This is a genomic window from Streptomyces phyllanthi (assembly GCF_009377205.1).
Taxonomy (GTDB): domain Bacteria; phylum Actinomycetota; class Actinomycetes; order Streptomycetales; family Streptomycetaceae; genus Streptomyces; species Streptomyces phyllanthi.
In genome coordinates this window covers 1-14,426 of the sequence record NZ_VJZE01000221.1, presented here as the reverse complement: position 1 = coordinate 14,426, position 14,426 = coordinate 1, and the positions used below count along the sequence as shown (strand labels likewise).

At 71.4% G+C, this 14,426-nt stretch carries 13 protein-coding genes; 9 read left to right on the top strand and 4 right to left on the bottom strand.

Annotation, left to right across the window (positions count from 1 at the left end; all coding sequences use genetic code 11):
• Nucleotides 1-205: 205 nt before the first annotated feature.
• Nucleotides 206-1,057 (bottom strand): DUF4184 family protein, encoded by an 852-nt coding sequence (locus FNH04_RS26730; RefSeq protein ID WP_152788354.1) that lies wholly within the window; start codon nt 1,055-1,057, stop codon nt 206-208.
• Nucleotides 1,058-1,362: 305 nt separating this feature from the next.
• Here FNH04_RS26730 and FNH04_RS26725 point away from each other — a divergent pair, with 305 nt between their 5' ends.
• The 3 genes from FNH04_RS26725 to FNH04_RS26715 all read left to right on the top strand — a co-directional run bounded on the left by FNH04_RS26725 (nt 1,363) and on the right by FNH04_RS26715 (nt 4,408).
• Complete coding sequence (locus tag FNH04_RS26725; RefSeq protein ID WP_152788353.1) at nt 1,363-3,087, top strand: lytic transglycosylase domain-containing protein; 1,725 nt, start codon at nt 1,363-1,365, stop codon at nt 3,085-3,087.
• 173 nt (nt 3,088-3,260) lie between these two features.
• The gene (locus FNH04_RS26720; protein WP_152788352.1) at nt 3,261-3,395 is read left to right on the top strand and encodes an SPW_0924 family protein; all 135 of its coding nucleotides are present in this window, start codon (nt 3,261-3,263) and stop codon (nt 3,393-3,395) included.
• Between the two features lie 20 nt (nt 3,396-3,415).
• On the top strand, nt 3,416-4,408 hold the full coding sequence (locus FNH04_RS26715) for a DUF3068 domain-containing protein (RefSeq protein ID WP_152788351.1): 993 nt from the start codon (nt 3,416-3,418) through the stop codon (nt 4,406-4,408).
• On the opposite strand, the gene hrpB is transcribed toward FNH04_RS26715, so the two are convergent.
• The gene (gene hrpB, locus FNH04_RS26710; protein WP_322723942.1) at nt 4,398-6,917 is read right to left on the bottom strand and encodes an ATP-dependent helicase HrpB; all 2,520 of its coding nucleotides are present in this window, start codon (nt 6,915-6,917) and stop codon (nt 4,398-4,400) included. The two genes, FNH04_RS26715 and hrpB, sit on opposite strands and share 11 nt — an antisense overlap.
• Before the next feature lie 96 nt (nt 6,918-7,013).
• Entirely contained in the window at nt 7,014-7,865 is an 852-nt protein-coding gene (locus tag FNH04_RS26705) for a class I SAM-dependent methyltransferase (RefSeq protein WP_152788350.1), read from the bottom strand.
• A 369-nt stretch (nt 7,866-8,234) separates the two neighbouring features.
• Between FNH04_RS26705 and rpsA the strand changes: the two genes are divergently transcribed.
• The 4 genes from rpsA to FNH04_RS26685 all read left to right on the top strand — a co-directional run bounded on the left by rpsA (nt 8,235) and on the right by FNH04_RS26685 (nt 12,004).
• Nucleotides 8,235-9,728 carry a 30S ribosomal protein S1 gene (gene rpsA, locus FNH04_RS26700; RefSeq protein ID WP_152788349.1) on the top strand — a complete coding sequence of 498 codons (1,494 nt, stop codon included), beginning with the start codon at nt 8,235-8,237 and terminating at the stop codon, nt 9,726-9,728.
• A gap of 207 nt (nt 9,729-9,935) precedes the next feature.
• Nucleotides 9,936-10,874, top strand: a complete 939-nt coding sequence (locus FNH04_RS26695) for a PAC2 family protein (RefSeq protein ID WP_322723940.1) — start codon at nt 9,936-9,938, stop codon at nt 10,872-10,874.
• Nucleotides 10,875-10,943: 69 nt separating this feature from the next.
• The gene (gene coaE, locus FNH04_RS26690; protein WP_152788348.1) at nt 10,944-11,564 is read left to right on the top strand and encodes a dephospho-CoA kinase; all 621 of its coding nucleotides are present in this window, start codon (nt 10,944-10,946) and stop codon (nt 11,562-11,564) included.
• 50 nt (nt 11,565-11,614) lie between these two features.
• Nucleotides 11,615-12,004: a tetratricopeptide repeat protein gene (locus tag FNH04_RS26685; protein WP_322723937.1), complete on the top strand. Its 390-nt coding sequence runs from the start codon at nt 11,615-11,617 to the stop codon at nt 12,002-12,004.
• A gap of 19 nt (nt 12,005-12,023) precedes the next feature.
• Here FNH04_RS26685 and FNH04_RS26680 read toward each other — a convergent pair whose 3' ends face one another.
• Nucleotides 12,024-12,314: a DUF6343 family protein gene (locus FNH04_RS26680; protein WP_152788346.1), complete on the bottom strand. Its 291-nt coding sequence runs from the start codon at nt 12,312-12,314 to the stop codon at nt 12,024-12,026.
• Nucleotides 12,315-12,423: 109 nt separating this feature from the next.
• Here FNH04_RS26680 and FNH04_RS26675 point away from each other — a divergent pair, with 109 nt between their 5' ends.
• Entirely contained in the window at nt 12,424-13,410 is a 987-nt protein-coding gene (locus FNH04_RS26675) for an acyltransferase domain-containing protein (RefSeq protein WP_152788345.1), read from the top strand.
• A gap of 132 nt (nt 13,411-13,542) precedes the next feature.
• The gene (locus tag FNH04_RS26670) at nt 13,543-14,235 is read left to right on the top strand and encodes a class I SAM-dependent methyltransferase (protein WP_194236828.1); all 693 of its coding nucleotides are present in this window, start codon (nt 13,543-13,545) and stop codon (nt 14,233-14,235) included.
• Nucleotides 14,236-14,426 lie beyond the last annotated feature (191 nt).

The window sequence follows — 14,426 nt, the reverse complement described above, 5'->3', positions numbered from 1 at the left end:
CCCCTCGCGACCCCGCCCGGGCAGCCGGACAGTCCGCCACGACGGTCTCCCGAACAGTCGCACGCTCCTGAGCGCGGAGTCCGGGCGTGACCTCCGGGCGCTACCTCCGGGCACGCCGTTCCGGCCGGCTGCCAGGTGTGGCCCATCGCGACCAGCGCGACCGCATCAGGGCCCCGGTCCGGCCGGGAATCGGCCAGGCCGGGAATCAGCGGGAGACGCTCCCCACCACGGCCTCCTCCGAAGCCGCGGGGGCCGGACGCCACACCCTGGCCCCGATCCCGTACAGCGCCAGCCCGAGCGCGAGCCCCGCTCCGGCGCCGAAGCACACCGTGGGAATCACCTCGTACGGCTTCGCGGTCGAACCCCAGTACGCCCACCAGTGGGCCACCCGCTGCGCCGCGGCCACGAGTGCGCACCCCCCGATCACGGCCCCGGCCACCCACCGGTCCACTGCGGACAGCACAGGCACCCCCACGGGTTCCCCCGACGGCTGCCGGCGCAGTGCCAGCACCACGAAGACCGCGATCACGACCGCGGCCACGGCCGAACCGCCGTACTGCAGGTACCAGTACAGCGGCGAACCCGCGATCTCCTGCCCCAGGACGGGGAACAGCCGCATGCCCCACCGGTCGAGATGGGTGAACGCGTCCCAGACGACATGCGTCAGCGCGCCGAGCGCCGCGGAGACGTACCACCACAGCGCGTCGGACGGCCTCAGGCGCCGGCGCGATCGCGCCTGTCCCGCCCCGCACCCCACCAGCGCCGCCACCCGGCCCTGCCGCCCGCGCGGGAGCAGTGCCACCAGCGGCTCGCGCAGGACCAGCCACATCCCCACCAGCGCCCAGGTGACGAGCACGTCGAAGGTGAACACGCCCGTCAGGGAGTGCGTGAAGTCCCCGAACTCCATCGCCCCGGGTACCGCACTCGCCGCGTAATAGGTCATGTCGGGCGCGAAGGATCCGGCGACCAGCAGTGAGGGCACCAGCGGCCCGCGCCCGGTCCCGTCGAGGCGCACGGCGGGCAGGACGGCGGCCGCGTGGCTGAGAGTGAAGGGCAAGTCGTCCCCCTGCGACTGACGTTGGCGGCCATCCGGGCCGACGATCACTACCCGCCAGTATGCGTGACCGGTGCCGCGCGCCCCGAGGGCGCCGTTTCACGCCGGTACGGATATGGCCAACCGGTGAATAACGGGCACGAACGGGTGTCCGGGCGACGGAAGTTGCCGTAGGGTCACCTGGGTCGCCCTGCCGGGGACCGCGGTCGAATCCCTGCCAAGGGCAACCGAAGACAGTCGTGGACAGTCTGACAGACGGCACCACAGGGAAACACGAAGGCGATCGAGCACGGGGAGGGGTTCACTCAATGTCGGCGCAATTCGGCAAGAGGCTGCGCAAGGGGGCGGCGAACACGGCTGTCGCCGCGGTCGTGGTCGCGGCACTGGCGGCCTCCCAGGCTCCGGGCGTGACGACCGATGGCGCCGGCAGACAGACCACCGGCTCACCCTCACCCGACGCCACGCCCGACGTCGACACCGCGACCGGCAACTCGCGCTACTACACCGACCTCCCGCCCCTCGAGAGCCCCATCCCGAGCCCCGGCACGGGCGACACGTCGAGCGCCACGGGCGAGGCCGAGCGCGGCATACCCGCCACCGTCCTCGACGCCTACAAGAAGGCCGAGGCGTCCCTGCGCGAGTCCAAGCCGGGCTGCAACCTGCCCTGGCAGCTTCTCGCCGCGATCGGCAAGGTCGAGTCGGGCCAGGCCCGCGGCGGCCGTGTCGACGCCGACGGCACGACCTTCTCGAAGATCCTCGGCCCACAGCTCAGCGGCGGCGCGTTCGCGACCATCAGCGACACCGACAACGGCGCCTACGACGGCGACAGCTCCTACGACCGCGCGGTCGGCCCCATGCAGTTCATCCCCTCCACCTGGGAGTGGGCGGGCCGCGACGGCAACGACGACGGCCGCAAGGACCCCAACAACATCTACGACGCGGCCCTCGCGGCCGGCCACTACCTGTGCCGGTTCGACTGGGACCTGTCCGACCAGGGCAACCTGCGCAGCGCGATCCTCAGCTACAACAACTCGACGCACTACTACAACACGGTGCTGTCGTGGCTGGAGTACTACCGCAAGGGCACCCACGAGGTCCCGGACGGCACGGGCACGCTGCCGACGACCCCGAGCGACAGGGGGAACTCCGGGTCGGGTACGAGCCCCAGCCCGTCGCCCGGGGACACCAAGAAGCCGACGACCCCGAAGGACCCCGCGAAGCCCGGCAACCCGGGCACGGGCGGCGGCTCGGGCGGCGGTTCCGGAGGCTCCGACCCCAGCACGCCGCCCAAGCCCCCGAGCACGCCGCCCACGCCCACCGAAACGGTGGACCACCTGGAGGACGCCGGCACCGGGACGCTCACGGCGACGGCCGGGGACGCGTTCGCCGAGAAGGTCGCCGTCCGCACGGAGACCGAGTCCGGCAAGGCCGTGGCGAGAGTCCGGGTCCGCTTCACCATCGTCGGCGACACGGACGCCACCTTCGCCGGTGGTGAGACCGTCGCCACCGTCATGACCGGCACCACCGGCACGGCCACCGCGCCCGCGCTCCAGGCCGGTGAGAAGACGGGCGACTTCAAGGTGCGCGCCACCGTCGTGGGCCGTTCGCTGCCCGGCCTCGACTTCAAGGCGACGGTCACCGCCCGCCAGGCCGACGCCCTCGCCAGGACCAGCACGACCGCCCTGACCTGTGTCCCGGGCGGCGAGTTCGCGGAACTGGTCGAGGTGAAGGCGACCTACAAGGGCGAGGTCGCCGACGGGGTCGCGGCCACCGCCACCCTCGTCAAGTCGGCGGAGGACCCGGCCGCGAACGACAAGGGCCCGTACTTCAAGGGGACCGACGACAAGCCCGTTCGCACCCTCACGGGCCTCACCACCGACAAGGACGGCCTGCTGAAGCTCCCGAGGCTGTACGCGGACGACACGACCGGCGACTTCCTGCTCCGCGTCACCACCACGGGCGGCGCGACGATCACGGTCGACCTGAAGGTGGCGGCGGCCGAGACGGCGTCGCCCACCCCCACCACGTCGTAACCCTTCACACCGCAACGGCGGCGCTCCTCCATGAAGAGGAGTGCCGCCGTTGTCGTGTGCGACGTGTTCTCATCTCACGCTGCCGTTGCTACGGTGCCGGAGCTGACGAAGTGTCAGCTGGTAGGGGGTCATGCTCTGCCGGCCCATCAGTTCGCGTGCGCAGGGAGGCCCGTATGCGCGCTCTCGTCGCCGCCACGACCGGTCTCGCCGTCGCGTTCGCCCTGGTGTTCGCGATCACGGCGCTGGGCTCACCGACGGGTGAGACATCACCGAAGCCGCTGCTGACGACGGTGCCCCCGCACCCGTGACCCCGGGAAGGAAGGCCGAGATGCGCCGCAAGACCAGTCTGGTCCTGCTCGCCCTCGCCGTGTTCTTCGCGGCGCTGTCCCCGCTGCTGCGCTGGTACGCCTTCCCGCGCCTGGCCAAGATCCCGGCCAACGAGTACCAGCACATGGTCCTGGAGGCCAGGAACGCGACCCTCCTCGACTACGGCACGATGACCGCGAAGAAGGTCCCCAAGGTCACCATCGTGCAGACCCTCAAGGGCAACGTGGAGGCCTCCGAGAAGATCGAGAGGACGGCCGGCCGGGACGTCGTCGTCTGGGACGGGCTCTCCTACGTCCAGGGCCCCGACGGCAAGATGGTCTCCAAGGTCCCCGAGCGCTACATCTTCGACGCCCACACCCAGGAACCGGTGCACGCCAAGGGCGAGATGGTCGACGGCGACCCGGTGAAACGCGAGGGCCTGGAGTTCAAGTGGCCCTTCCTGACCGAGAAACGGGACTACGAGTACTTCGACGCCCAGGCCCGTGTCACCGCCCCCATCCACTACAAGGGCACACAGGACTTCCGCGGCGTCGAGGTCTACTACTTCGAGCAGACCATCCCCTGGACCAGGGTCCCCTTCCCCAAGACCATGCCCGTCAAGGGGATCACCCCGGAGACGGTCGCCGAAACAGGCACGACCCGTTGGTACACCACCGTCCGCAAGTTCTGGGTCGAGCCCGTCACCGGCGCCCCCGTCTACGGCGAGGAGATCCACAAGGAGGAACTGCGCGGCGGCACGCTCCTCGGGGGCCGCGAGAAGGTGACGGCCTTCGCCGGGCACGTGAAGATGCGCGAGGACTACATCCGATCGACCGTGGACCTCGTCAGGTCCAACCGCACGGCGGTGCTGCTGATGACGTCGTACCTGCCGTGGGGCTTCCTCGCCCTGGGCGTCCTGCTGCTGTCGCTCTCCCTCTACCTGGAGGCACGCGGCCGCAGGCCGGGGGAGCCGGAGCCCGGGCGGTCCCCGGCGCCGGAGCCGGTCACCGCCTGAGCCGCGCGTTCGTGTACCGGGTCGCCTCGGCGGTCGCGGGGTCCTCGGGCCACGGGTGCTTCGGATACCGGCCGCGCAGTTCGGCCCGTACGGCCCGGTAGCCGTCCCTCCAGAAGGACGCGAGATCGGTGGTGACGGCGGCCGGCCGGCCGGCGGGAGAGAGCAGATGCACGAGCACGGGGACGCCGGCGAGCGCCGGCGACTCGTGGAGCCCGAACATCTCCTGCAGCTTCACCGCCAGCACGGGCCGCTCGGGATCGGCGTAGTCGATCCGGATCCTCGATCCGCTCGGCACCTCGATCCGCTCGGGCGCGAGCTCGTCGAGACGCACGGCGTCACCCGAGGCCCACGGCAGCAGCCGGCCCAGCGCCTCCCCGGCGTCGATCCGCGCCAGATCGCCCCGCCGCCGGGCACGGCTCAGCTCGGGCTCCAGCCACTCGTCCACGCGCGCGTGGAGGGCCTCGTCGGAGACGTCGGGCCACGGCTCGCCCAGGTGCAGCCGAAGAAACGCCAGCCGCTGCCGCAGGCGCCCGGCGTCCTCCGACCACCGCAGCAGCCCGAGCCCCTCCTCCCGCAGCCCGTCCAGCAGGGCCGCCCGTACGAGCCCGGGGCCGGCGTCCTGGAGAGGCCGCACCACGAGCTCCACCGCCCCGAGCCGCTCCACCCGCCGCGCGACGACGTCCCCGTCGGCCCAGCGGACCTCCTCGCCCACGGCGTGCAGCGGCGCGGCGGCCCGCCGGGCCACCTCCTCGTCCACCACGGCGGCGAGCCGCACGCGCGCGTGCCCCGCGCCGACGGGCCGGTCCGCCACCGCGACGGCGAGCCAGGGAGCACCCCGCAGGGGAGAGCCGTCCCCGACCTCGGCCCGTGTGCCGGACACCATGACGTACGACCCGCCCCGCGCCCTGGCCACCCGCTCGGGGAAGGCGAGCGCGGCCACGAGCCCGACGGCGGCGTCGTCCGCGAGGTCCACGCCGCCACCCGCGCCGGAGGGCGCGGCCCCGGCGTCCGCAGCGGTCCGCAGACGCCGGGTCTCCGCCCGCCACCGTCCGGCATAGGCGTCGCCGCCGCGCCGGGCCGTCCGCAGCGCCGCGGCCAGATCGTCCCCGTACTCCCGCGGCGCCTCCTCGCTGAGCAGGGCGACCACCTCGGCCGCCCGCTCCGCGCCGATCCCGGGCGCCGCGTCCAGCAGCGCCCGCGCCAGACGGGGGTGCAAGCCCAGGCGCGACATGCGCACACCGCGCTCCGTGACACGGCCCGTCGCCGGGTCCACCGCCCCGACCGCCGACAGGACACTCCGCGCCGCCGCCATCGCCCCGCCCGGCGGCGGATCGAGCAACGCCAGCCCGGAGGCCTCCGGATCGCCCCAGCAGGCCGCCTGGAGGGCGAACGCGGTCAGGTCGGCCAGTTCGATCTCGGGCGCGGGAAAACGCGGCAGGCGGGCGTTCTCGGCCTCCGCCCAGCAGCGGTACGCGGCTCCCGGAGCCTCACGCCCGGCACGGCCCGCCCGCTGACGCCCGGCCGCCCGCGAGGCACGTACGGTCGTCAGGGCGCCGATCCCGCGCGCGTGGTCCACCCGCGGCTCCCGCGCCAGCCCGGAGTCCACGACCACCCGCACCCCCGGAACCGTCAGCGACGACTCGGCCACGGACGTCGCCAGCACCACCCTGCGGCGCGACCCCGCGGACAGCACGGCGTCCTGGACGCCCGCGGCCGCCCGCCCGTGCACCTGGAGCACCTCGACGTCACCCAGGTCCCCCAGCTGCCCGGCCACGCGCGCGATCTCCCCGACCCCGGGGAGGAAACACAGCACGTCACCCTCCCGCTCCGCCAGCGCCCGCCGCACCACGGACGCCACGTGCGCCAGCAGCGCCGGATCCACCCGCATACCGTGCGGCGGCCGTACAGGACGCGCCGGAGGCGCCCACACGACCTCCACCGGATGCGAGACGCCCTCCGCCTCGACCACCGGCGCGTCGCCCAGCAGCCGGGCCCAGCCTTCCGCGTCGGTCGTGGCGGACGCGGCCACCAGACGCAGCTCGGGGCGGAGCGCGGCCCGCACGTCCAGCAGGAAGGCCGCCACCGTGTCCGCGTCCAGGTGCCGCTCGTGGCACTCGTCCAGCACCACCACGTCGACGCCCGCCAGCTCCTGGTCCCGCTGCAGCCGCTGGAGCAGCAGTCCCGTCGTGACGACCTCCACGCGCGTGTGCCGCCCCACCACCCGCTCGCCGCGCACGCTGTACCCGACGCTCCCGCCGACCTTCTCCCCGAGCAGCCACGCCATCCGCCGGGCAGCGGCCCGGGCGGCGATACGGCGGGGCTCGGCGACGACGACACGCCGTGCGGGCCCCTCGCCCACCAGCCCGGCCAGCACCAGCGGCACGAGCGTGGTCTTCCCGGTACCGGGCGGCGCCACCAGAACGGCGGCGCCGTGCCCCTCCAGGGCGTCGTTCAGCGCGGGCAGGGCACCGCGGACGGGCAACGGGTCCAGGGCGTCGTCACGGATCACGCCCTCAGTGTCGTACGACTGCCGCACCGCTCTCACGCGCGCGTGCCGGTACGCGCACCCCCACGCGCGCGTGCCTTTTCGGATTCCGTCCCGTGGTCAGCCCCGCTCGCACACGAAGACGGCCGTTCCCGGGATCAGGTTCCCGCGCAGCGGGGACCAGCCGCCCCACTCGGACGTGTTCCAGGCCGGCCACTCCGGCTCGACCAGGTCGACCAGGCGGAAACCGGACGCCACGATGTCGCGGACCCGGTCGCCGAGGGTGCGGTGGTGCTCCACGTACACCGCGCGGCCCACCCCGTTCTCGACGTACTGCTCGACGTACGGCGTGCGGTCGAAGTACGAGTGGGAGACGCTCAGCCCCTCCGGGCCCGGCTCGTCCGGGAAGGCCCAGCGGACCGGGTGGGTCACCGAGAAGACGAAGCGCCCGCCCGGACGCAGCACCCGGTGGACCTCCCGGAGCACCAGCACGGGATCGGCGACGAAGGGCAGCGCCCCGTATGCCGAGCACGCCAGGTCGAAGGAGGCGTCCGCGAAGGGGAGGGCGCCCGCGTCGGCCTGGACGAGCGGGAAGGCGCCCCCGATGCGCAGCGCGTGCTGGAGCTGACGATGGGAGAGGTCCAGGGCCACCGGGCGGGCGCCCTGGCCGGCCAGCCAGCGCGAGCACTGGGCCGCGCCGGCGCCGATCTCCAGGACGTCCTTGCCCTTGAGGTCCTCCGCGGGCCCCAGGAGCTCCGCCTCCACCTCGTCCAGGCCCTCCGGGCCCCACACGAAGCGGTCGTCCCCGAGGAACGTGCCGTGGTCGGTCTGGTACTCGTCCGCGTTCCGGTCCCACCAGCCCCGGTTGGCCCGGGAACTCTCCGTGACCCCCGCCTCACGCCGGGTGGCTTCGGGCTCGAACGCATCGGGCTCTTGGATGATCTGCTCCCTCGTCGTACTCTTCCCTACCAACCGGTACCGGCAGTGTCACGGGTGGGTCGGTGCGGGCCTGTGTGGCCTCCGGGCACCGTCCGGTGCGCGGAATGCGACTGTCGCCGCGTGTGTTCTTGTGCCGGTTTTGGGGCGATCCGCCCTGGGTGTGCGTCTTCGTACGTTGACCCTGCCCGGCCGCCCCCGTATGCTACAAGTTGCGCTGCGGGCCTGCGCGCCTCAGACGGAGCAGGCTGCGCTCGCATCTGTTGTATGTCCCCTCGGTTGTCGAGGCGCCAGCGGATCTCCGGTGTGGCGCTTCCTTGGCTGTCCGGCTTCTGCAGAGCGAAACGGGCTCCCGGCGTAAGCAGTGCCTACGACTTCAATGTCCGTACCGGAGCCCTTTCCCACATGACGAGCAGCACCGAGACCACCGCCACCACCCCGCAGGTAGCGGTCAACGACATCGGTAACGAGGAAGCATTCCTCGCCGCGATCGACGAGACGATCAAGTACTTCAACGACGGCGACATCGTCGACGGCGTCATCGTGAAGGTCGACCGGGACGAGGTCCTGCTCGACATCGGTTACAAGACCGAAGGTGTCATCCCGAGCCGCGAGCTCTCGATCAAGCACGACGTCGACCCGAACGAGGTCGTTGCCGTCGGCGACGAGATCGAGGCCCTCGTCCTCCAGAAGGAGGACAAGGAAGGCCGCCTGATCCTCTCGAAGAAGCGCGCCCAGTACGAGCGTGCCTGGGGCACCATCGAGAAGATCAAGGAAGAGGACGGCATCGTCACCGGTACCGTCATCGAGGTCGTCAAGGGCGGTCTCATCCTCGACATCGGCCTCCGTGGCTTCCTCCCGGCCTCCCTGGTCGAGATGCGCCGCGTCCGCGACCTTCAGCCGTACGTCGGCAAGGAGCTCGAGGCCAAGATCATCGAGCTGGACAAGAACCGCAACAACGTGGTCCTGTCCCGCCGTGCCTGGCTGGAGCAGACCCAGTCCGAGGTCCGCCAGACGTTCCTCACGACCCTCCAGAAGGGTCAGGTCCGCTCCGGTGTGGTCTCCTCGATCGTCAACTTCGGTGCCTTCGTGGACCTGGGTGGCGTCGACGGTCTGGTCCACGTCTCCGAGCTGTCCTGGAAGCACATCGACCACCCCTCCGAGGTCGTCGAGGTCGGCCAGGAGGTCACCGTCGAGGTCCTCGACGTCGACATGGACCGCGAGCGTGTCTCCCTGTCGCTGAAGGCGACCCAGGAAGACCCGTGGCAGCAGTTCGCCCGCACCCACCAGATCGGCCAGGTCGTGCCCGGCAAGGTCACGAAGCTGGTTCCGTTCGGTGCGTTCGTCCGCGTGGACGAGGGCATCGAGGGTCTGGTCCACATCTCCGAGCTGGCCGAGCGCCACGTGGAGATCCCGGAGCAGGTCGTCCAGGTCAACGACGAGATCTTCGTCAAGGTCATCGACATCGACCTGGAGCGTCGCCGGATCTCGCTGTCCCTCAAGCAGGCCAACGAGTCCTTCGGTGCCGACCCGGCCGCGGTCGAGTTCGACCCGACCCTGTACGGCATGGCCGCGTCCTACGACGACCAGGGCAACTACATCTACCCCGAGGGCTTCGACCCCGAGACCAACGACTGGCTCGAGGGCTACGAGAAGCAGCGCGAGGAGTGGGAGCGCCAGTACGCCGAGGCGCAGACCCGCTTCGAGCAGCACCAGCAGCAGGTCATCAAGTCCCGCGAGGCGGACGAGAAGGCCGCTGCCGAGGGTGGCGAGGCCGCCGCTCCGGCCGCTTCCGGTGGCGGTTCGTACTCCTCCGAGGGTGCGGACAACTCCGGCGCGCTGGCCTCGGACGAGGCCCTGGCCGCGCTCCGCGAGAAGCTCGCCGGCGGCCAGAGCTGAACGCTCACCGCTAGCCAGTAACCGCTGACCTCGGGCCCGCACCCTTCTGGGTGCGGGCCCAAGGTCTTTTCCGTGCCGGCACGGTGCCCCCGAGTCCGGCCTTTGAGTCCGTCCGCGAGGCCGTGACCGCCCTCCACGCGGCGTCGACGGGAATGCCGGCGCCCCGTACGGCGTTGTGGAGTACGGACACAAGGAGGAGCGGTCACAGTGCTTGATCCGCAGGGTTTGTACGCATGGGAGCCGAAGGGCCTGGCAGTCGTCGACATGGCGCTCGCCCAGGAGTCGGCCGGCCTTGTCATGCTCTACCACTTCGACGGATACATCGACGCGGGTGAGACCGGCGACCAGATCGTCGACCGGCTCCTCGGCTCGCTGCCCCACCAGGTCGTCGCCCGCTTCGACCACGACCGGCTCGTGGACTACCGGGCCCGCCGCCCGCTGCTGACGTTCAAGCGCGATCGCTGGACCGGCTACGAGGAGCCCACGCTGGAGGTGCGGCTGGTGCAGGACGCCACCGGGGCGCCCTTCCTGCTGCTGTCCGGCCCCGAGCCGGACGTCGAGTGGGAGCGCTTCGCCGCGGCGGTCCAGCAGATCGTGGAGCGGCTCGGCGTCCGCCTGTCCGTGAACTTCCACGGCATCCCCATGGGCGTTCCGCACACCCGCCCCGTGGGCCTCACCCCGCACGGCAACCGCGCCGAGCTGGTGCCCGGCCACCGCAGCCCCTTCGAGGAGGCGCAGGTCCCGGGCAGCGCCGAGTCCCTGGTCGAGTACCGCCTCATGGAGGCCGGGCACGACGTCCTGGGCGTCGCCGCACACGTGCCGCACTACATCGCCCGCTCCCCGTACCCGGATGCCGCGCTGACCGTCCTGGAGGCGATTACCGGGGCGACCGGTCTGGTGCTGCCGAGCGTCGCGCACGCCCTGCGCACGGAGGCGTATCGCACGCAGACCGAGATCGACCGCCAGATCAGGGAGGGCGACGAGGAGCTCGTCTCCCTGATCCAGGGTCTCGAGCACCAGTACGACGCCGCCGCGGGCGCCGAGACGCGCGGCAACATGCTGGCCGAGCCCGCCGACATTCCCTCCGCGGACGAGATCGGGCTTGAGTTCGAGAAGTTCCTGGCGGAGCGGGAGGGCGAGGGCTGACCTGTGGTCTGACGGCGGGGGCCTGCCTGGACCCCTGCCGTGTCAGCGGCAGGCCCTAAGCTTCCGGTCATGCTGAAAGTGGGGTTGACCGGTGGTATCGGCGCCGGCAAGAGCGAGGTGTCACGGCTGCTCGTCGAGTGCGGCGCCGTACTGATCGACGCGGACCGTATCGCACGCGAGGTCGTCGCGCCCGGGACTCCCGGGCTGGCGGCGGTCGTCGACGCGTTCGGGAAGGACGTGCTCGCCCCGGACGGCAGCCTGGACAGGCCCCGACTCGGCTCCGTCGTGTTCGCGGACGCGGAGAAGCTCGCGGTGCTGAACTCGATCGTGCACCCCCTGGTGGGCGCCCGCTCCCGCGAACTCGAAGAGGCCGCCCCCGAGGACGCCGTCGTCATCCACGACGTCCCCCTCCTCACCGAGAACGGACTCGCTCCGCTGTACGACCTCGTGGTCGTCGTCGACGCGAGCCCCGAGACCCAGCTCCACCGGCTGATACACCTGCGCGGGATGACGGAGGAGGACGCCCGCGCGAGGATGGCCGCCCAGGCGACCCGCGAGCAGCGCCGGGAGATCGCGGACATCCTGATCGACAACGACGTGCCCCTGGAGGAACTGGAGCGGCGCGTTCGGGACGTATGGGCAGATCTCGTCCGCAGAGCACGGGAGGCACGGGAGCGACCCCAGGAATAGCGTCCTTCCACAGGGGCGTTGAACCGTGGCAGCAAGGGAAGGACTCAGCCGTGCCCGAGAACAGCGGTTCCAGAAGTAGCAGAGGACGTACTCCGGAGACGGACGTCATCGACTTCCGCGCCGCCGAGCAACTGCTCAACGCCGGCGACCCGCGGGGTGCGGTGAAGCTGCTCGACGAGGTCATCGCCGTCCATCCCGAGAACACGGCCGCCCGGCTGCTGCGCGCGCGTGCCTTCTTCGCCTCGGCGCAACTGCGGCCCGCGGAGCTGGAGTTCACCATCGTCCTGGAGCGCGAGCCGGACAACGCGTTCGCGCACTTCGCACTCGCCCGCACCTACCAGCGCCAGAGCCGGCCCGACCAGGCCAAGCGGCACTTCCGCCTCGCGGCGGCGCTCGACCCGAACCCGGAGTACCTGAAGGCGGCACGCTTCGACTCGTGAGCCGTATCGGCGTCGGGGTCTACCGGTGATAACGCTGCGGCGGCCGGGACGGCGGGACATCGGACGGGTCGTACGGCGGCACGTCGCGCCCGGGCTGGTAGTGCGGACCCTGGCGGATGTGCCGCAGGATCACGGCCAGGTCGACGGTGACGAGCAGCCACAGCACACCGCAGGCGATCGCCCAGCCGGTCCGTCCGACGAGAGCGAACGCGGCGGTTCCGATGGTTGCCCAGATCAGCCCCCACACGCTCAGCCAGAGCCGCAGCCTGAGGGCGCTGCGGGCTGTCCTCGGTTCACTGCCGGTACGCATCAGGATCACTGCTCCTACGTGGAAACGTACTCCTCGGCCCGCTCGTTCTCCAGAAGACGGTGATCATCCACGAGTCGGTGGTCCGATCGAACCCACGAGGGAGGCGACGTTGCTGCTGGACGCGCTGAGGGCGGACGAGAAGCTGGCCGAATGGCTGAAGGAACGGGAGGGCGACGACGTCCCGAGCGTGGACACGCGGCTCCCGCCGACCGACGAGCTGCCCGACCTCCTGCTGGATCTCGCGGTGCCGTACGAGGACGTCAACGAGGTCCTGGCGCTGCGCCGGACGCTGCTCGCCGACGAGGAGGCGACGAGGCTCCTCGAACGGTGCGTCGGCGGGCTGGTGCGGGACATGGGGGAGGTCGGCAAAGGGCCCTATCTCCCCGGATTCCCTCTGGACTCGGGTCCGCTCGGCCGCTACTTCCACGTGTACGTCTTCGTCGCCGCCCTGCCGTACGTGCGCGCGTACCACCGCGAGCGCGGTGTCCCCGACGAGGTGTCCCGGCGCACGCTGGCCGACCTCGGACGCGGTCTGGTCCTGCACCGCAGGCGGTACGGCGTGGGGGGCCTGGTAACGCCGGAGTGGTTCGCGCTGCACTTCCACGGGGAGATGTACCAGCTGGGCCGGCTCCAGTTCCAGCGCTGGCGTCTGGGAGACGGGGACGTGGCGCGGTTCGCCCGGGTGGGGCTGGAGCTGCGGTCGGGTGAGCCCTGTCTGAACCTTCACATTCCCGACTACCGGGGCCCGCTGTCGCCGGAGGCCTGCGACCGGTCGGTGGCGCTGGCGCGGGAGTTCTTCGCGCTGCACTACCCGGACGAGCGTTACGAGTCCGCCCTGTGCCACTCGTGGCTGCTCGACCCGCAGCTGAAGCGACGGCTGCCCGGGGACTCCAACATCGTTCGGTTCCAGGAGCGGTTCGAGGTCGTGTACGTGAACAGCGAACCGGAGGACGACCTTCCCATCCGCTTCGTCTTCGGCGATCCGGAACTGCCGGTGGACACGCTGCCTCGCCGTACGAGCGTCGAGCGGGCGGTGGTGGACCATCTGCGGGCGGGTGGGCACTGGTATGCGGGGCGTGGATGGTTCTCGCTCTGAGGTGCTCCGAGGCGCTCTGAAACCCGGATCCGCGTCCGCCGAGACCCGGATCGATCCCGCATCGAACGGGTTCACCCCATCGGGTGATGGGGTGCGGGGAACGAGCGGGTGAGGGCGGTCCGTTGGAGAGACATGAGCGATCAGATGCGTGAAGGACACAAGGGGACCGGGCTCGGTGCGATGACCCCGGACGGCTGCGCGGTCGAGGTCTATTCACGGCTGCCGGTGATGGGCGAGCCGGATGTGATCGCCGGCGTGGCGCCCGCGGGTGCACACATCCTCGAACTGGGCAGCGGGGTGGGCCGGATGACACACCCGTTACTGGAGCGGGGCTTCACTGTCACGGCCGTGGACGAGTGCGCGGAGATGCTGGAGCGGGTGCGTGGGGCCCGCACGGTGTGCAGCCCGATCGAGGAGCTCGACCTGGGCGAGAGGTTCGATGTGGTGCTGCTCGCGTCGTTCCTCGTCCACACCGGCGACATCGAGGAGCGGCGGGCCCTGCTCAGGACCTGTCTGAGGCATGTGGGGGACGACGGGTTCGTGCTGATCCAGCGCGAGGGGGAGGACTACCACACGAATGTGCCACGGGAGCGGGTCGACCCCAGTGGTTTCACCGTGCGCATAGTGTCGGCCGAGCCCGTGGGTGACGGGGTGAACTCGGTACGCGCGGAGTACGTCTTCCCGGACGCGACCTGGACCCAGACGTTCCAGGCCCGGCCGCTGACCAGGGAGCAGTTCGAGGAGGCGCTCGGGGAAGTGGGGCTGAGGGTGGACCGGTATCTGACGGAGGATCGGATCTGGGTGAAGGCGGTGCCTGTGGGGTGATGGGGAGTGGGCAGCGGGGCGGAGCGCACGAGGACCTCTGAGCTGCTCGTTCCCGACCTCCCCTTGGGCGGCGATGACGGCACGGGGTCGCAGGCTGGGCCCGCGTTGCTCGGGAGGGGTGTCGGTCAGCGGGCGTCGCGCGTGTCGTGGGGACCGCTCGGGCCGGTGAGGCCGCGGAGGCGTTCCATCTG

Coding starts and splice junctions, on each gene's coding strand:
- FNH04_RS26715 (WP_152788351.1), top strand. CDS start 3,416: ATGCGCCGCAAGACCAGTCTGGTCCTGCTCGCCCTCGCCGTGTTCTTC.
- coaE (WP_152788348.1), top strand. CDS start 10,944: ATGCTGAAAGTGGGGTTGACCGGTGGTATCGGCGCCGGCAAGAGCGAG.
- FNH04_RS26670 (WP_194236828.1), top strand. CDS start 13,543: ATGAGCGATCAGATGCGTGAAGGACACAAGGGGACCGGGCTCGGTGCG.
- FNH04_RS26725 (WP_152788353.1), top strand. CDS start 1,363: ATGTCGGCGCAATTCGGCAAGAGGCTGCGCAAGGGGGCGGCGAACACG.
- FNH04_RS26720 (WP_152788352.1), top strand. CDS start 3,261: ATGCGCGCTCTCGTCGCCGCCACGACCGGTCTCGCCGTCGCGTTCGCC.
- rpsA (WP_152788349.1), top strand. CDS start 8,235: ATGACGAGCAGCACCGAGACCACCGCCACCACCCCGCAGGTAGCGGTC.
- FNH04_RS26680 (WP_152788346.1), bottom strand. CDS start 12,314: ATGCGTACCGGCAGTGAACCGAGGACAGCCCGCAGCGCCCTCAGGCTG.